Here is a 17,022-nt window from a genome sequence, read left to right on the forward strand (position 1 = left end):
GGTCGGACCCCACCGCCGCATCCGGCCCGACGCGACGCAGGTCTCCGACCTTGCGGCGGCGACCCGCGGACGACACGGATGCCTCAGCCCAAGGCACCCCGGCACCACAGGGTCGGAGAAAACCACCCGGTCGGACCCCCCCGCCACATCGGCCCCGACGCGACGCAGGTCTCCGACCTTGCGGCGGCGACCCGCGGGCGACACGGATGCCTCAGCCCAAGGCACCCCGGCACCACAGGGTCGGAGAAAGCCACCCGGTCGGACCCCCCAGCCACATCGGCCCCGACGCAACGCAGATCTCCGACACTGCGGCGGCGACCCGCGGGCGACACGGCTGCCTCAGCCCAAGGCATCCAGAAACAAAGGGTCGGGAAAAACCACCCGGTCGGACCCCCCCGCCACATCGACCCCGACGCGACGCAGGTCTCCGACACTGCGGCGGCGACAGAAGCCCGAGACAATGCCGATCTCCGCCGCTGCGGCGACGAACACAGCGCGGCGAGACGGGCCGGACGGATGCGTCAGGTCAGGGCGTCGCGGCGCCACAGGGCGGCGCAGGCCGAGAGGTCGGCGCCGTAGTCCGACAGGCGCAGCGCACGAGTGGTGAACGAGGACGCACGCTCCGGCTCGGTGGCCTCGTAGTCGTCGGCGACGTGCGTCGCACCCGACGCCTGCACGCGGCAGAACGCCGCTGCGCGGTCGAGCGCCACCGCGAAGTCGCCCTCGAAGAGGCCGCGCAGGATCGTGTCGACCAGGGCGACGAGCTCGTCAGGGCCGGCGGGAGACGGCGCACCGGCCACGACGTCGTCGGCCGAGGCCAGCTCGGCTCGGCCGCGCTCGTACAGCAGCGCGGCCGTCCGGGGATCGTCGTGGATCATGAGCTGCACCAGGTACAGGCGCCACAGGGCACCGGGCAGGGTCTTCGCCGGCGACCGCGACCACAGCTCGGCGATGTCGTCGATGCCGTTCTCGTCGGTGAACGCGACCAGCCGGTCGACGATGGCGCCGTCGGGGTCGGCCCGCACCCGGGCGAGCAGCGCGTGCGCGGTCGTGTGCGCGACACGCGACACCTCCGCCGGGTCCTCGGCCGCGAACAGGCGGTCGAAGAGCTCGGCCGGCCGGCGAACGGGCTTGTGGAATTCCCGGGACGAGTCGCTCATCCCTCCCAGGCTACCCGCCGCCACCAACGCCGGCTCGCGCTGCAGCGCGGCGGCCCAGGGCAGGCACACGGCTCACACCTGGTTGATGCGGATGTGGTTGCCGGCGGGGTCGCGGAACGCGGCGTCACGGGGCCCCCAGCCCTGCTCCTTGGGCTCCTGCAGCACCTCGGCACCGAACGCGCGCAGCTTCTCGAAGGTGGCGTCGAGGTCGGACGTCGTGAACACGTACGGCCCCGGGCCCGAGCCCTTCACCACCAGGCGCTCGAGGGCCTCGCCGTCCTCGGGCGAGCGCCCGGCGGTCGGGTCGGAGATCACGAGCGACAGACCGGGCTGACCCGGGAAGCCGAAGCTCACCCAGCGGTGGCCGTCGTACGACACGTCGTTCACGACCTCGAGCCCGAGACCGTCTCGGTAGAAGGGGATGGCGGCGTCGACGTCGTCGACGGTGATGGGGCTGTACGCCAGCGCGATGTTCGTCATGTCAGCCACGCTACGGTCGCCCGAGCGGCGGTGCTTCTCCGATCCTGCTCGATTCCCGGCCGCCGCCGACCGGGCGGCGCCGCTCAGGCGTATCGCGTCGGGCGCGTCAGGATCTTCGCCACGCACAGCGGCATCGCCTCCGCCGCGTCGTGCGGCCGCGCGCGATACGCGCTCGGAGTCTCGCCGACGATCTCGGTGAAGGTCGAGCTGAACGAGCCGAGCGAGGTCGCACCGACGGTGGTGCAGGCATCCGTCACCGACATCCCCTCGCGCAGCAGCGCCATGGCCCGCTCGATGCGCCGGGTCATGAGGTACGCGTACGGGGTCTCGCCGTACGCCGCCTTGAACTCGCGCGAGAAGTGCGCGGGAGACATGAGCGCGGCGGTCGCCATCGTGGGCACGTCGAGGGGCTGCGCGTAGTCGCGGTCCATGAGGTCGCGGGCGCGGCGCAGGTGCACGAGGGTCCTGGTGGTCTGCGAGGCGGATGCCACGGCACCAGGCTAGCGCCAGCCTCCGGCGCGCTGAACCGGGGCCGGCAAGGCCAGCAGCAGACCCGCCGCCCTCGGATCCGTCAGGCCGTGGGGATCGCGACGATGGGGTCGGACGTGGGCTGCCCGTCCGGCGCGCCGCCCACGGGCTCCACCGTCACCGCGATGGTGTCGCCCTCCTGCACCGTGCCGTCCAGGAGAGCCGTGGTCTCGCCACCCGCCCGCGGCTCGAACGTGCCGGCCGAGACGGCCTGGCCGTCGCGCACGAACCACATCTCGAACGACTGGTCGTCGGCGAGGGCGGGCAGTCCGGTCGTCACCAGCACCGCCTGCCCGACCGACGCCGACCAGTGCGCGGTCGCCGTGCCGCCGTCGGTGAGCTGCGCCGTGGCGGTCTGCGAATCGGGTGCGTCCTCGATCTGCTGCAGGGCGACGACCTCCGGCGGACGGTTGACGTACTCGTTCACCGTCGCCGCGCCGAACCCCAGCACGACGAGGAGCGCGACGGACGCGGCGAGCGCGAGCAGCCCGCGGGTCCAGTTGCGGCGCTCGACCGCCTGGATCGTCGTCGTCGTGGGCGCGGGCTCGACGAAGGGCGCGTCGGGCTCCTCCGGCTCGGGCTCGACCCAGCGCTCTCGCGGCGCCGCCTCGGCAGCGGCGGCGGCGTCCAGGTCGGGAAGCTGCGGCATGGCGGAGATCTGGGAGAGGAGCGACGACCGCATCGTCAGCGGCGGGAGCGCGTCGGCGACGGCGTATCCGAGCGCCGCGGCGGTCTCGGCATCCGTCTCGATCCAGTGCTCCCACTCCGGGTGGGCGGCGCGCGCGGCATCGAAGGCGGCACGGTCCTGCGGGGTCAGCGCGTGCAGCGCATAGCCCGCTGCGAGTTCTGCGAACTCCTGCTCGTTCATGCCGTCACCCCCATTTCCACGCGCAGGCGGGACAGTCCATCCCGCATCCTCGTCTTGATCGTGCCCAGCGGCGCCCCCAGAAGTGCCGCGATCTCGCTCTGACTGTAGCCACCGTAATAAGCGAGAGTCAGCGCCTCTCGCTGCGCTTCGGGAAGAGTCCGCAGCGCCGCCGTCACCCGCTCGGCCTCCACACGCAGCTCCACCTGCTCGGCGACGCCGTCGTGGGCGACGTCGAGATCGCGGAACCCGACGCGGACGTCGCGATCGCTGCTCGCCTGCGACGCCCGCACGCGGTCGACGGCTCGGCGGTGCGCGATCGTGAGCACCCAGGATCTCCCCTGCCCCTTGTTCGGAGCGAAGCGCGAAGCGGATCGCCAGACTTCGAGGAAGACCTCCTGGAGCACCTCCTCGCTCTGTGCGCGGTCGACGAGCACACGGAGGATCAGTCCGAAGACGCGCGGCGAGAGCATGTCGTACACCCGCGCGAAGGCGGCCTGGTCGCCGGCCGACACGCGCTGCAGCAGCTCGCCGACGTGGTCGACGGGATCGGAGGAGTCCTCGAGGACGTCCACACCGTCGATCACCATGTCCACCAGCATGCCCTACTCCTTCCCCTCGTCCGGTTCGCAGCGCGCCCGCTGGCTCACCCGAAGGTGAACGAGTAGGCTTCGACGCCCGGTGACACCGCCACCTCGAGTTCGCCCGCGCCGCCGCCGAAGTCCTCGACCACGGCGTACGAGCGGGGCGTGCCCGACACCCGGATCACGCGCTCTTCTCCGTCACCGACCCGCACGCGCACCTCTCCTTCGCCTGCCAGGACCATGCGCACCTCGTCGGCGCGGAAGGAGAGACGGATGCCGCCACCGCCGTCGCCGGCGGGCGTGGCGTACTGCGTCTCGATGCGCCACTGCCCCTCGAGCGCGAAGCTGTCGGCCGGCAGGTCGGCGGGGAACGCGTACGCGCGCTCCCCCGCGCGGTACGCGCCCTCGCCGCCGTAGTTCACATCCTTTGAAGAGCCGAGGAAGGTCTCGGGCGTACGCGTGCCGGACTCGGGCGTCCGGTCGACGACGTCCGTCGCGGCCGGCAGGTCGGCACCGGGGTCGGCGTCCTGGAGCAGCTCGCGGATGAGCTTCTCGGTCGCGGCGTAGTTGCCCTCGCCGAAGGCGATGTGCCGGACGACGCCCTCGGCGTCGATCAGGTAGTGCGCCGGCCAATAGCGGTTGCGGTAGTTCGTCCACGTCGAGAGTGAGTTGTCGAGGGCCACGGGATACGTGATGCCGAAGTCCCGTGCTCCCGCCGCCACGTTGCCGGCGTCCTTCTCGAACGCGTACTCCGGGGAGTGGATGCCGATGACCTGGAGTCCGGCGTCACGGTAGGCCTCGTCCCACGCGACCACGTGCGGGATGCTCCGCTGGCAGTTGATGCACGAGTAGGCCCAGAAGTCGATGAGCACGACCTGGCCGCGGAGGTCGTCGAGGTCGATGCCCGCACCGCCCGGCGTGTTGAGCCACGCCTCGATGCCGCGGATGCTCGGCGCGGTGCCGCACGACTCGAGCTCCTCGGCGCCGTTGGAGCACTGATCGAGGTCTTCGTTCTCGTCCGTGACGAGGCCTCCGAGGTCGAGCGCGCGCCGGGCGTCCGGGTTGTCGGTGAGATCGCGCTGGAGGTTCGCGGTGTAGTCGGGTACGAGGCGCTGCAGCTGCTGCGGCACGTTGAACGCCAGCCCCACGGCGAGCGCCAGCATCGCCACGCCGGCCGCGATGCGGATGCCGCGCTCCCGCGTGCGGAACGCCCGGATGCGCTGCACGAGCCCGCGCCCGGCCAGGGCGAAGAACAGCAGCGGCACGGCGACGCCGACCGCGAACGACAGCGTCAGCAGGACCGTGTCGAGGCCGATGCGCCCGGTGGCACCGGCGACGATGATCGCGGCGAGCACCGGCCCGGCGCACGGCACGAACACCGTGCCGAGGGCGAGCCCCACCCCGAAGCCGCTGCCGCGGTTCTGCACCTCGCGGCGCGACGCCAGCCGCTGGAACGGCTTCTCGAGCACCTGCTCGAACCGCGGCACGATCAGTCCGACGCCGATGAGCACGAGCACCGCGATGCCGAACCACCGGATGACGTCCTGCGGGAGGTTCAGCAGCCCCAGCAGCAGCGTGCCGAGCAGCGTGACGAGGGTGAAGCTCACGACGAGGCCGAGGATCACGAGGTAGGGCCGCCACCGCGAGACGGCCGCCGGCTTGCCCGATCCGCCCTCGAAATCCGCGGACTGCGCGCCGCCCGTGAGGAAGATCACCGGGAGCACCGGCAGGATGCACGGCGAGATCCCGGTGATGAGTCCGCCCAGCAGGCCGATGATGACAAGCGACATGTCTTCCCCCTCGAGTTGCATCGCTTGTTCGCGCCGCCACCGTGATTCGGATTGGACATCGGGCGCCCCGATGAGGCGGAACCGCCGGGCGGGGGCCGGTTGCGGCATCCGTCCAATCCGATCCCCGGAAGCCTCCGAAACCCTCCTGACGCCGCCACCCGGCGGCAATGCCCCGACAGCGGGACTGCCAGCGGCAGCCCACGTGGGCCTCACAGAGGAGGAAGTCATGTCCCGAATCACCCGGAAGCGCGTGTCGGCGGGTCTCGCCCTGGCCTTCGCAGCCACGTTCGCCCTGTCCGCCTGCTCGATGGGCGGCACCGCCGCCGAGCCGTCGGAAGAGCCGAGCTCCGCTCCGATGGAGACCGAAGAGCCGATGATGGATGCCGACCCCGCCGCGAACCTCGTCGGCCCGGGCTGCGCCGACTACGCGGAGGCGGTTCCTGATGGCGACGGCTCGATCGAGGGTATGTCGGCGGATCCCGTCGCGGTCGCGGCATCCAACAACCCGCTCCTGACCACGCTCGTCGCGGCGGTCAGCGGGCAGCTCAACCCCGAGGTCGACCTCGTCGACACACTGAACGGCGACGAGTTCACCGTGTTCGCGCCGGTGGACGAGGCCTTCGCGAAGATCGACCCCGCGACCATCGAGGCGCTCAAGACCGACACCGCCACGCTGTCGTCGATCCTCACGTACCACGTCGTTCCCGGGCAGATCGAGCCCGCTGACATCGCCGGCACCCACACCACGGTGCAGGGCGCGGACCTCGAGGTGACGGGCGAGGGCGACATGTGGATGGTCAACGACGCCAACGTCATCTGCGGCGGCGTGCAGACCGCGAACGCCACCGTCTACCTCATCGACTCGGTCCTGATGCCTCCGGCACAGTGACCGTCGCCGGCGGGGGGCCGGCATCCGGGGGGCCGCGAGGCCGTCAGCGCCTGCGAGGTGGCGCCGACGGCCTCGTCGGCCGTCTTGCATGCAACGGCGGCCTCGTCAAGGGCATCCCGTCACGGATGCCGCAGACCTAACGTGATCGTGGGCCCGGAGCCATGCCGGAGGGGTGCGGACGCCGGGCGGGAGGACACGTGACAGACCTGCGCGAGTCGGGTGAAGTCTCGACAGGCGAGCTGCTCGACCACCGGTACAAGCTGCAGGAGCGGATCGGCGAGGGCGGCATGGCCCGCGTCTATCGCGCCGAAGACATCCATCTGCAGCGGTCGGTCGCGGTGAAGGTGTTCCGCGAGCCGACCGACGGCATCGACTCGGTCGAGCGTGCCCTGTCGGAGACGACGCTTCTGGCCTCCCTCAGCCACCACTCGCTCGTCACCGTCTTCGACGCCCGTGTCGGCTCGGACGAGACGAGCTACCTCGTCATGGAGCACGTCGACGGCATCACCCTGCGCGACCTGATCGAGCGCGGGCCGGTCGACCCGAGGATCGTGGCCTCCATCGCGATCGACATCGCCGAGGGCCTGCACGTCGCCCACGAGCACGGCGTGGTCCATCGCGACATCAAGCCGTCGAACGTGCTGCTGTGGTCGTCGCCGCGGCCCGGCTGGGAGTGGCGCGCGAAGCTGGCGGACTTCGGCATCGCGTACCTCATGGACTCGGCTCGCGTGACGACGCCGGGTGTCATCGTCGGCACGATGGCCTACGTCGCGCCCGAGCAGGCTCGCGGCGGCATACCGGCGCCGCCCGCCGACATCTACGCGTTCGGCCTCCTGCTCATCGAGTCGCTCACCGGCGAGCGCCCGTTCGGCGACGCCGAGGGCATCGGCACGGTGGTCGCGCGGCTGTCATCGGCGCCGAAGATCCCGGAATCCCTGCATCCGTCGTGGCAGGGCCTGCTGCGCGGGATGACGGCGATCCGCCCCGACGACCGGCCCACCGCGCTCGAGGTCGTGACCACGGCGTCGCGCCTGGCGGCGATGGAGAACGCCCTCGCGCGCGAGAAGGCCGACCCGTCGACGGCGCCGGTCGCGGCTGTCGTCAGTGCTCCCGCCACCGGGCCGACGCAGGTCTTCACCGCGCTCCCGCCCGTCCCCGCGCCCCCCGTTTCGAGCGGGGCGACCGGCGGGAACGGGATGCTGCGGCGCGACGCCCGTCTGGCGGCGTCGGCTGCGGCGGCCGGGACTGCGGACGCGGATGCCACGACCTCCGCCCGGGCGCTCCCCGTTGTGCCGGACGACGAGCGCCGGCCCTCCCGCCGGGTTCTCGTGATCGGAGCCGTGCTGGCGGCCCTCCTCGCGCTCCTCCTGGCGCTCGGCACGCTCTGGTTCGCGAACAGCTGGCTGCCCTCGCCCGAGCCGGCGCCGACGTCACCCGTCGAGGAGCAGTCACCCGCCACGCCGACCGAGGAGGCTCCCGCCGAGGAGACGCCGGTGGAGGAGGCGCCGGCGAACGCGCCCGTGGAGGATGTCACTCCCGCCGAGGACGTCACGCCGGTCGAGGCCCCGCCCGCCGACACCGGCGGGGGCGGCAGCGACAACAGCGGTCCCGGCAACAACAACGGCAACGGCAACGGCAACGGCCCGGGCAGCAACAGCGGCAACGGACGCGGCAACCGCTGACCGGGCATAGGCCCCTCTGTGCGACGCTCTGAGCCCTACGGTTTGCTGCTCTGTCGCATGGCCGCGGATCGCCAGTTGTGGCCGCCACGTTCGAGCGTCGCGATGGCGTGACAGTTGCGACAGCGCACGTCGCACTTCTCGATCTCCTCCCACAGTTTGGGGATGCTGAAGCCTTCCTTGACCATCGCCATCACGTCTTTTCGCTTCGTGGTACCCGGCCTGTGGTCGAAGTCGAGAACCCGGAGGTCGGTCACTCCGCAATCGACGCACGGGTTGTCCCGGAGATAGCCGACGAGGAACGACTTCGCCTCGATGCGACGCCTGGCGGTGCGTTCGACGATGACCTGCACGTGGTGCTCACGATTGCGCGCATAGTATTCACGCGACGACTTGCGGTTGCACTCGCGACAAACCTCCTGGAGTCCGTCGACTCGTGCCGATTTGCGATTGAACTCCGTGACCGCCTTCGACTGCCGGCACGTGCCGCAGACCTTCATCTCGAGTGCCTCCTGATTCCGGTGAGCGTTGGTACTCCGAATCGTAGGGAGCGCCACCGACGCTCCGCCCCGCCGGATCGGTTGCTAGGGTGGACACGCCCCTATAGCTCAGTTGGTTAGAGCAACGGACTTCAACACAACAAAATGGAGCGCCGGCGCAGAAATGCGTCGGATGACCGCCGCTATATGCTGGGACGCCCTGAGAGCCCGCGGTACTCGCCAGGTGTCTGACGACACCGGCAGTGACAATCCGCCGGGATTGGGTAATCAGCAGGTAACCGCAAGGGAACCTCAGAGACTACACGCGGCGCACCTGACCGGCTCGGCCGAAGGTGAAGATATAGTCCAGACTGCAAGCCGGAGACGGTGGCTGGGGAAACTCAGTGCAGCAGGTTAATCCGTGGGTCCAGGGTTCGAGCCCCTGTGGGGGCACCACCGTTTCCGTGGCGGATGAAACCCGGCGGGAACGTCGGGAAAAGGCATCCCGTGCCCCCTTTCGGAGCGTCCGGACCTTTCGCTAGGGTCCGAGACATGACGCCCCGTATCGGTGTGGACGGTCCGGCTTCCGATGCTCTGCTGGCTGCAGGGCGGTTCTTCACCAGGCGGGACGAGACCGCCGACCATCGGGCCGCGTTCCTCGAGGGCGGACGCGAAGGGGATGCCTTCTACCGCGACCGGTGGAGTCACGACAAGGTCGTGCGGTCCACCCACGGCGTGAACTGCACGGGGTCCTGTTCGTGGAAGGTGTACGTCAAGGACGGCATCATCACGTGGGAGGCCCAGGAGACCGACTACCCCAGCGTCGGTCCCGACCGTCCCGAATACGAGCCCCGCGGTTGCCCCCGCGGGGCCGCTTTTTCGTGGTACACGTACTCCCCCACCCGCGTGCGCTACCCGTACGTGCGCGGCGTACTGCTCGAGGAGTACCGGGCGGCCAAGGCGCGGACGGGCGACCCCGTGCTCGCGTTCGGCGAGATCACGAAGAACCCCGAGACGCGACGGCGGTATCAGCAGGCCCGCGGCAAGGGCGGACTGGTCCGCGCGTCGTGGCGGGAGGCGGTCGAGCTCGTCGCCGCCGGCTACGTCCACACCATCAAGGAGTACGGCCCCGACAGGGTGGCCGGATTCTCGCCGATCCCGGCGATGTCGATGGTGTCGCACTGCATCGGCACCCGCTTCACCCAGCTCATCGGCGGCGTCATGACGTCGTTCTACGACTGGTACGCCGACCTGCCCGTCGCGAGCCCGCAGGTGTTCGGCGACCAGACCGACGTGCCCGAGTCCGGTGACTGGTGGGATGCGACCTACCTCATGATGTGGGGCTCGAACGTGCCGGTCACCCGCACGCCCGACGCGCACTGGATGGCCGAGGTGCGCTATCGCGGCACCAAGGTCGTGACGGTGAGTCCCGACTACGCCGACAACACCAAGTTCGCCGACGAGTGGCTGCCCTGCCAGGCCGGCACCGACGCCGCCCTCGCGATGGCGATGGGCCATGTCGTGCTCAAGGAGAACTACGTCGACCGCCGGGTGCCGTTCTTCGCCGACTTCGCGCGGCAGTACACCGACCTGCCTCACCTCGTGCGGCTCACCGAGCGAGACGGCGCGTACCTGCCCGGCACCTTCCTCACCTCGAAGGACCTCGGCGGCGACACCCCGGAGGACGAATGGAAGACGGTGGTGCTGGATGCCGCCACCGCCGCTCCTCGGGTGCCGAACGGCTCGATGGGGTTCCGGTACGCCGCCTCCGGCGAAGGGCGCTGGAACCTGGACCTCGAGGGGGTGGAGCCGGCGCTGTCCATCGCCGACCTCCCCGCCACGGCCACAGCGCCGGAAGCGGTCGAGGTGCTCCTCCCCCGCTTCGACTCTGCAGACGGCGAGGGTGCAGTGCTGCGCCGGGGGGTCCCCGCGACGCGGGTCGACGGCATCCTCGTCACCACCGTCCTCGATCTCATGCTCGCCCAGTACGGCGTCTCCCGCGACGGGCTGCCCGGCGACTGGCCTACCGGGTTCGACGACGCCGAGTCGCCGTACACTCCGGCCTGGCAGGAGGAGATCACCGGCGTGCCGGCGCAGGCCTGCAGGCGCATCGCCCGCGAGTTCGCCGCGAACGCCGTCGAGTCGAACGGCCGGTCGATGATCATCATGGGCGCCGGCATCTGCCAGTGGTTCCATGGCGACGCGACCTACCGCGCAATCCTCGCGCTGCTGATCCTCACCGGGTCGATGGGTCGTAACGGCGGCGGCTGGGCGCACTACGTCGGGCAGGAGAAGTGCCGTCCGATCACGGGCTGGCTCTCGCTCGCGAACGCGCTGGACTGGTCGCGGCCGCCCCGCACGATGATCGGCACCGCCTACTGGTACATGCACACCGACCAATGGCGTTTCGACGGCTACTCCGCCGACGCGCTCGCCTCGCCGCTGGCCGAGGGCAACCTCGCCGGCATGCACACCGCCGACACGATCGCGCAGTCCGCGCGACTCGGCTGGATGCCGTTCTACCCGCAGTTCGACGTCAACCCGCTCGACCTCGCAGACCAGGCCGACGCCGCGGTGGCGAACGGGGAGACGCCGGATGCGGCATCCTTCGTCGCTTCGAAGCTCCAGTCGGGCGACCTGCGCCCCGCGATCGCCGACGTCGATGCCCCCGAGAACTGGCCGCGCCTGCTCACTCTGTGGCGGTCGAACCTGATGGGATCGAGCGCGAAGGGCAACGAGTACTTCCTCAAGTACCTGCTGGGTACGCACAGCAACGTCATGGCCACCGACGAGGCGAGCGTGCGGCCGAACGACGTGATCTGGCGCGATGAGATCCCCGAGGGCAAGCTCGACCTGCTGGTGTCGGCCGACTTCCGGATGACCTCCACCACGCTGCTGTCGGACGTCGTGTTCCCCGCCGCCACCTGGTACGAGAAGCACGACCTCTCGTCGACCGACATGCACCCGTTCGTGCACGCGTTCACGCCCGCGATCGACCCGCCCTGGGAGGCGAAGAGCGACTTCGACCTCTTCCACGCGATCGCCGTGGAGTTCTCGGCCCAGGCGCGCACGCATCTCGGCACGCGCCGCGACCTGGTCTCGGTGCCGATGCAGCACGACACCCCGGGTGAGACGTCGCAGCCCGGCGGGGAGGTGCGCGACTGGGCACGCGGCGATGGGGCCGGGGTGCCGGGCAGGACGATGCCGCAGTTCGCCGTCGTCGAGCGCGATTACACCGCGATCGCCGACAAACTCGGCGCGGTCGGCCCACTGGCCGACAAGCTCGGGTTCACGATCAAGAACGTCACCTACGACGTGTCGCACGAGGTCGAGCGGCTCGGTCAGAAGAACGGGGTCATGCTCGGCGGCGCGGCGGACGGGCGGCCGGCGATGGACACCGACGTGAAGATGGCCGAGGCGATCCTCGCCTTCTCGGGCACGACGAACGGCGAGCTCGCGGCGCAGGGCTTCCGCACGCTCGAGAAGCGGGTCGGCAAGCCGCTCGCCGACCTCGCCGAGGGCTCGGAGGAGAAGCGCATCACGTTCGCGATGACGCAGGCAGCCCCCGTGCCGGTAATCACGTCGCCGGAGTGGTCGGGCTCGGAGACCGGCGGCCGCCGGTACGCGCCCTTCACGGTGAACATCGAGCGTCTGAAGCCCTTCCACACGCTGACGGGCCGCATGCACTTCTACCTCGACCACGCGTGGATGCGCGACCTCGGCGAGGCGCTCCCGATCTACCGTCCCCCGCTCGACATGAACCGCCTGTTCGGCGAGCCCAAGCTCGGTCCCGACGGCGCGCAGCAGGTCGTGGTGCGCTACCTCACGCCCCACTCGAAGTGGTCGATCCACTCGGAGTACCAGGACAACCTCTTCATGCTGTCGCTCTCGCGCGGCGGCCCCACGGTCTGGATGAGCCCGGCGGATGCCGCGGCCATCGGCGCCGCCGACAACGACTGGGTCGAGTGCGTCAACTCCAACGGCGTGCTCGTGGCTCGGGCGATCGTGTCGCACCGCATGCCGACCGGCGTGGTCTACGTCCACCACGCCCAGGAGCGCACGATCGACGTGCCGAAGTCCGAGGCGACCGGACGGCGCGGCGGCATCCACAACTCCGTCACGAGGCTGCTCGTCAAACCCACGCATCTCATCGGCGGGTACGCGCAGCTCTCGTACGCCTTCAACTACCTCGGCCCCACGGGGAACCAGCGCGACATGGTGGCCACGGTGCGCCGCCGCAGCCAGGAGGTGGTGTTCTGATGCGCGTGATGGCCCAGATGGGCATGGTGATGAACCTCGACAAGTGCATCGGATGCCACACCTGCTCGGTCACGTGCAAGCAGGCGTGGACGAACCGCGCGGGCACCGAGTACGTGTGGTTCAACAACGTCGAGACACGCCCCGGCCAGGGCTACCCGCGCCGCTACGAGGACCAGGAGCAATGGCGCGGCGGCTGGATGCTGAACAAGCGCGGCCGCCTGTCGCTGCGCACCGGCAGCCGGCTGAAGCGGCTCCTCACCATCTTCTCGTCGCCGGTGCAGCCGAAGCTCGAGGACTACTACGAGCCCTGGACCTACGACTACGAGACGCTCATCGACGCGCCGCTGGGCGACGACTTCCCGGTGGCGCGGCCGAAGTCCCTCATCACCGGTGAGGACACCAAGATCACCTGGTCGGCCAACTGGGACGACGACCTCGGCGGGGCCAGCGAGATGGGCCACCTCGACCCCATCGTCGAACGGGTGCGCCGCGAGTCGGAAGACAAGATCAAGCTGCAGTTCGAGAAGACCTTCATGTTCTACCTGCCGCGGATCTGCGAGCACTGCCTCAACCCGTCGTGCATGGCGTCGTGCCCGTCGGGCGCGATCTACAAGCGGGCCGAAGACGGCATCGTGCTCGTCGACCAGGACCGCTGCCGCGGATGGCGACAGTGCATCACCGGCTGCCCGTACAAGAAGATCTACTTCAACCACAAGACGGGCAAGGCCGAGAAGTGCACCATGTGCTACCCCCGGCTCGAGGTCGGCCTTCCGACGGTGTGCTCCGAGACGTGCGTCGGGCGCCTCCGGTACCTCGGCCTGTTCCTCTATGACGCCGACCGCGTCACGGAGGCGGCCTCGACGCCCGACCCGAAGGACCTCTACGAGGCGCAGCTCGACCTCATGCTCGACCCGAACGACCCCGAGGTGATCGCGGCGGTCCGCGCGCAGGGCGACATCCCGGAGGACTGGATGGATGCCGCGCGCCGTTCCCCCGTCTACGCCCTGGCGAAGACCTACCGCGTCGCGCTGCCGCTGCACCCCGAGTACCGCACGATGCCGATGGTCTGGTACATCCCGCCGCTGTCGCCCATTGTCGACCTGCTGCGCGACCAGGGGCACGACTCGGAAGCGGCCGGCACCCTGTTCGGGGCCATCGAGGCTCTGCGCATCCCGGTCGAGTACCTGGCCGAGCTCTTCACCGCGGGTGAGACCGACATCATCACGGGCGTGCTGTGGCGGCTCGCCGCCATGCGGTCGTACCTGCGCGACATCACGCTCGACCGCGAGCGCGACGAGTCGATCCCGGAGGCGGTCGGCATGACCGGCGAGTCGATCTACGCGATGTACCGGCTGCTCGCGATCGCCAAGTACGAAGACCGCTACGTCATCCCCACCGCGCACTACGAGCGCGCGCACGAGCTCGAGGAGCTGGGGTGCTCCCTCGACTTCGACGGCGGTCCGTACGGCAACGATCCCGGCATGTTCGGCGAGGCGAGCGGGCGCCCGGTGCCCGTCGCGGTGGAGACGTTCCACGCGCTGAAGGAACGCCAGACGTCCGACGAGCCGGCGAGCGCAGAGACGCTGCGCGGTCGGGTCAATCTGCTGAACTGGGACGGCAACGGCGCGCCGCCGGGACTGTTCCCTCCGAAGACGGATGCCTCCGCCGGAGGCCCGTCGTGAACGTCCGGGTGGTCTATCAGGCGGCGTCGCTGTGCCTGAGCTACCCCGACGACACCGTGCGCGGGTCGGCGCCGATGATCGACGCCGCCCTGCGGGAGGCGGCGCCGCGGGCCGCGGCATCCTTCGCTCCTCTTCTCGAATGGTGGGCCGGCACGCCGGCGGCGGAGGTGCAGGCGAGCTACGTCGACGTGTTCGACATGTCGCGGCGCCATGCGCTGTACCTGAGCTACTGGACCGACGGCGACACCCGCCGGCGAGGCGCCGTGCTCGCCGACCTGAAGCGCCGCTATCGCGAGGCCGGACTCGCGATCGAGGGCACCGGTGAACTCCCCGACTTCCTCCCGCTCGTGCTGGAGTTCGCGCGCCACGCCCCGCAGGAGGGTGCCGCGCTGCTGCAGGAGTACCGGCCGAGCCTCGAGCTCATCCGGCTCGCTCTCGCCGAACGCGGCTCGCCGTACGCCGGGGTCGTCGCGGCGGTCTGCGACACGCTGCCCGGGCGCTCCCCCGCCGACCGCCAGCAGGCGATGGCGATGGCCGCAGCCGGGCCGCCACGCGAGTCGGTGGGGCTGGACGCGCATGATCCGCGGCTGCTGCCGCTGGAACCAGTCGGAGGGCGGCGATGAGCCTCTTCCTGTGGGGCATCCTCCCCTACGTCATGGTCGCGGTGCTCATCGGCGGCACGATCTGGCGCTACCGCTACGACCAGTTCGGCTGGACCACGCGCTCCTCGCAGCTGTACGAGTCGCGGCTGCTGCGGATCGGCTCACCCCTTTTCCACTTCGGCATCCTCGTCGTGATCATCGGCCACGTCGTCGGGCTCGTCATCCCCAAGGCGTGGACCGACGCGCTCGGTGTCTCGGAGGACATGTACCACCTCGCCGCCCTCGGGCTCGGCACGGTGGCGGGCATCGCGACGCTCGTCGGCGTCGGCATCCTGATCTACCGCCGCCGCACCACGGGGCCCGTCTTCATGGCCACGACGACGAACGACAAGACGATGTACGTGGTGCTGGTGGCCGCGATCGTCGCGGGCCTGGCGACCACCGTGCTGAGTGTGATCGGCCCGCCGCACGAGGTCGGCTACCGCGAGACCGTGGCGCCCTGGTTCCGGTCGCTGTTCGTCTTCCAGCCGGACATCGCGGCGATGAGCGAGGCGTCGCTCGACTTCCAGATCCACACCGTGATCGGCATGGTGCTCTTCATGATCTGGCCGTTCACGCGGCTCGTGCACGCGTTCACCGCACCCGTGCACTACCTGTTCCGGCCGTACATCGTGTACCGCTCGCGCGACGGGCGTCCGACGACGGCCCGCGGCATCCGGCGCGGCTGGGCGCCGGTGGGAACGACCGACCGCACCCCCGACCGCAAGGCTTCGACCACCGCAGGCAAGGGAGGACGACGATGACCACGGATGCCGCCACCGCCGCAGCCGGAACCCAGGCGCTGCCCGGGCGCACCAAGAACCTGCTGCTGGCCCTGCTGGCCTTCACCATCACGTTCTGGGCGTGGAACATGGTGGCGCCGCTGGCCGTGCAGTACACCGCCGAGATGGGGCTGACCTCGACCGAGGCGTCGCTGCTCATCGCGACCCCGGTGCTCGTCGGCTCGCTCGGACGCATCCTCACGGGCGCGTTCACCGACCGGTTCGGCGGTCGCCTCATGTTCACGATCCTCACGGCGGCGTCGGCCGTGCCCGTCGTGCTGGTGGCGCTCGCGGGCGTGTGGGGGTCGTACCCGCTCATGATCGCGTTCGGGTTCCTCCTCGGGATCGCCGGCACGACCTTCGCGATCGGCATCCCCTTCGTCAATGCCTGGTACGAGCCGGCCAAGCGCGGCTTCGCCACCGGGCTCTTCGGCGCCGGGATGGGCGGGACCGCGCTGTCGTCGTTCTTCACGCCGCGGATGGTGGCGTGGTTCGGGTACGTCGCGACCCACCTCATCATCGCGGGCGCGCTGCTGGTGGTCGCCGTCATCGTGTGGCTGTTCATGCGGGATTCGCCGCTGTGGAACCCCAACACGGCGCCGGTAATGCCCAAGCTCAAGGCGGCATCCAAGCTCGCGGTGACCTGGCAGATGGCGTTCCTGTACGCCGTGACCTTCGGCGGCTTCGTCGCGTTCTCGACGTACCTGCCGACCTACCTCAAGGAGGTCTACGGGTACGACCTGGCCGACGCCGGCGCCCGGACCGCGGGCTTCGCCATCGCCGCCGTGATCGCCCGGCCGGTGGGAGGCTGGCTCTCCGACCGCATCGGCCCGGCCACGGTGCTGAGCATCTCGCTCGGCGGCGCCGCCGTGATGGCCGTCGTGATCGCGCTGCAGCCGCCGCCCGAACTGGCCGCGGGAGCCTCGTTCGTGCTCATGGCCCTGTTCCTCGGTCTCGGCACCGGCGCCGTCTTCACGTGGGTGGCCCAGCGCGCGCCCGCCGAGCGCGTCGGCACGGTCACCGGCATCGTCGGCGCGGCCGGCGGCCTCGGCGGCTACTTCCCGCCGCTCGTCATGGGCGCCACCTACAACGCCGAGGCGCACAGCTACACGATCGGGCTCAGCCTGCTGTGCCTCACCGCGCTCGCGGCCCTGGCCTTCGTGATCTTCCTGGCGCGCAGGGGGCGCCAGGCGGCGTGAGGTC

General features: G+C 70.4%; 14 protein-coding genes. 7 read left to right on the forward strand and 7 right to left on the reverse strand.

Features of this window, described 5'->3' with window-relative positions; all coding sequences use genetic code 11:
* Nucleotides 1-521 precede the first annotated feature (521 nt).
* From R8Z57_RS01745 to R8Z57_RS01770, 6 genes are all read right to left on the reverse strand, one after another.
* The gene (locus tag R8Z57_RS01745) at nucleotides 522-1,160 is read right to left on the reverse strand and encodes a DNA-directed RNA polymerase subunit beta (protein ID WP_318352032.1); all 639 of its coding nucleotides are present in this window, start codon (nucleotides 1,158-1,160) and stop codon (nucleotides 522-524) included.
* A 72-nt stretch (nucleotides 1,161-1,232) separates the two neighbouring features.
* Nucleotides 1,233-1,640: a VOC family protein gene (locus tag R8Z57_RS01750; RefSeq protein ID WP_318352033.1), complete on the reverse strand. Its 408-nt coding sequence runs from the start codon at nucleotides 1,638-1,640 to the stop codon at nucleotides 1,233-1,235.
* A gap of 83 nt (nucleotides 1,641-1,723) precedes the next feature.
* Nucleotides 1,724-2,071, reverse strand: coding sequence for a helix-turn-helix transcriptional regulator (locus tag R8Z57_RS01755; protein ID WP_318352707.1), 348 nt, complete (start codon nucleotides 2,069-2,071; stop codon nucleotides 1,724-1,726).
* Between the two features lie 140 nt (nucleotides 2,072-2,211).
* A complete protein-coding gene (locus R8Z57_RS01760; protein ID WP_318352034.1) occupies nucleotides 2,212-3,036 on the reverse strand; it encodes an anti-sigma factor in 825 nt (274 codons plus the stop codon).
* Nucleotides 3,033-3,635 (reverse strand): ECF RNA polymerase sigma factor SigK, encoded by a 603-nt coding sequence (gene sigK / locus R8Z57_RS01765; RefSeq protein WP_318352035.1) that lies wholly within the window; start codon nucleotides 3,633-3,635, stop codon nucleotides 3,033-3,035. The genes R8Z57_RS01760 and sigK overlap by 4 nt, the downstream gene beginning before the upstream one ends.
* Before the next feature lie 44 nt (nucleotides 3,636-3,679).
* Entirely contained in the window at nucleotides 3,680-5,407 is a 1,728-nt protein-coding gene (locus tag R8Z57_RS01770) for a cytochrome c biogenesis protein CcdA (protein WP_318352036.1), read from the reverse strand.
* Nucleotides 5,408-5,633: 226 nt separating this feature from the next.
* Between R8Z57_RS01770 and R8Z57_RS01775 the strand changes: the two genes are divergently transcribed.
* Nucleotides 5,634-6,296, forward strand: a complete 663-nt coding sequence (locus R8Z57_RS01775; protein ID WP_318352037.1) for a fasciclin domain-containing protein — start codon at nucleotides 5,634-5,636, stop codon at nucleotides 6,294-6,296.
* Between the two features lie 197 nt (nucleotides 6,297-6,493).
* Nucleotides 6,494-7,978, forward strand: a complete 1,485-nt coding sequence (locus R8Z57_RS01780; RefSeq protein WP_318352038.1) for a serine/threonine-protein kinase — start codon at nucleotides 6,494-6,496, stop codon at nucleotides 7,976-7,978.
* A 35-nt stretch (nucleotides 7,979-8,013) separates the two neighbouring features.
* Here R8Z57_RS01780 and R8Z57_RS01785 read toward each other — a convergent pair whose 3' ends face one another.
* Complete coding sequence (locus R8Z57_RS01785; RefSeq protein WP_318352039.1) at nucleotides 8,014-8,475, reverse strand: hypothetical protein; 462 nt, start codon at nucleotides 8,473-8,475, stop codon at nucleotides 8,014-8,016.
* A 531-nt stretch (nucleotides 8,476-9,006) separates the two neighbouring features.
* Here R8Z57_RS01785 and R8Z57_RS01790 point away from each other — a divergent pair.
* From R8Z57_RS01790 to R8Z57_RS01810, 5 genes are read left to right on the forward strand one after another with little or no spacing between them, the layout of a single operon-like run.
* A complete protein-coding gene (locus R8Z57_RS01790) occupies nucleotides 9,007-12,714 on the forward strand; it encodes a nitrate reductase subunit alpha (RefSeq protein WP_318352040.1) in 3,708 nt (1,235 codons plus the stop codon).
* Nucleotides 12,714-14,396 (forward strand): nitrate reductase subunit beta, encoded by a 1,683-nt coding sequence (gene narH, locus R8Z57_RS01795; protein WP_318352041.1) that lies wholly within the window; start codon nucleotides 12,714-12,716, stop codon nucleotides 14,394-14,396. Before R8Z57_RS01790 ends, narH begins: the two co-directional genes overlap by 1 nt.
* Nucleotides 14,393-15,019: a nitrate reductase molybdenum cofactor assembly chaperone gene (gene narJ, locus R8Z57_RS01800; RefSeq protein WP_318352042.1), complete on the forward strand. Its 627-nt coding sequence runs from the start codon at nucleotides 14,393-14,395 to the stop codon at nucleotides 15,017-15,019. The genes narH and narJ overlap by 4 nt, the downstream gene beginning before the upstream one ends.
* Nucleotides 15,016-15,801: a respiratory nitrate reductase subunit gamma gene (gene narI / locus R8Z57_RS01805; RefSeq protein WP_318352043.1), complete on the forward strand. Its 786-nt coding sequence runs from the start codon at nucleotides 15,016-15,018 to the stop codon at nucleotides 15,799-15,801. Before narJ ends, narI begins: the two co-directional genes overlap by 4 nt.
* Complete coding sequence (locus R8Z57_RS01810) at nucleotides 15,798-17,018, forward strand: nitrate/nitrite transporter (protein ID WP_318352044.1); 1,221 nt, start codon at nucleotides 15,798-15,800, stop codon at nucleotides 17,016-17,018. The genes narI and R8Z57_RS01810 overlap by 4 nt, the downstream gene beginning before the upstream one ends.
* Nucleotides 17,019-17,022: the final 4 nt, after the last annotated feature.

It is taken from the genome of Microbacterium sp. M3 (assembly GCF_033548675.1).
In the GTDB taxonomy this organism is placed as follows: domain Bacteria; phylum Actinomycetota; class Actinomycetes; order Actinomycetales; family Microbacteriaceae; genus Microbacterium; species Microbacterium arthrosphaerae.

Bases quoted from the DNA above. Each gene is read 5' to 3' on its own strand.
- R8Z57_RS01745 (WP_318352032.1), bottom strand. From the start codon at position 1,160: ATGAGCGACTCGTCCCGGGAATTCCACAAGCCCGTTCGCCGGCCGGCC.
- R8Z57_RS01750 (WP_318352033.1), bottom strand. From the start codon at position 1,640: ATGACGAACATCGCGCTGGCGTACAGCCCCATCACCGTCGACGACGTC.
- R8Z57_RS01755 (WP_318352707.1), bottom strand. From the start codon at position 2,071: ATGGACCGCGACTACGCGCAGCCCCTCGACGTGCCCACGATGGCGACC.
- R8Z57_RS01760 (WP_318352034.1), bottom strand. From the start codon at position 3,036: ATGAACGAGCAGGAGTTCGCAGAACTCGCAGCGGGCTATGCGCTGCAC.
- sigK (WP_318352035.1), bottom strand. From the start codon at position 3,635: ATGCTGGTGGACATGGTGATCGACGGTGTGGACGTCCTCGAGGACTCC.
- R8Z57_RS01770 (WP_318352036.1), bottom strand. From the start codon at position 5,407: ATGTCGCTTGTCATCATCGGCCTGCTGGGCGGACTCATCACCGGGATC.
- R8Z57_RS01775 (WP_318352037.1), top strand. From the start codon at position 5,634: ATGTCCCGAATCACCCGGAAGCGCGTGTCGGCGGGTCTCGCCCTGGCC.
- R8Z57_RS01785 (WP_318352039.1), bottom strand. From the start codon at position 8,475: ATGAAGGTCTGCGGCACGTGCCGGCAGTCGAAGGCGGTCACGGAGTTC.
- R8Z57_RS01790 (WP_318352040.1), top strand. From the start codon at position 9,007: ATGACGCCCCGTATCGGTGTGGACGGTCCGGCTTCCGATGCTCTGCTG.
- narH (WP_318352041.1), top strand. From the start codon at position 12,714: ATGCGCGTGATGGCCCAGATGGGCATGGTGATGAACCTCGACAAGTGC.
- narI (WP_318352043.1), top strand. From the start codon at position 15,016: ATGAGCCTCTTCCTGTGGGGCATCCTCCCCTACGTCATGGTCGCGGTG.
- R8Z57_RS01810 (WP_318352044.1), top strand. From the start codon at position 15,798: ATGACCACGGATGCCGCCACCGCCGCAGCCGGAACCCAGGCGCTGCCC.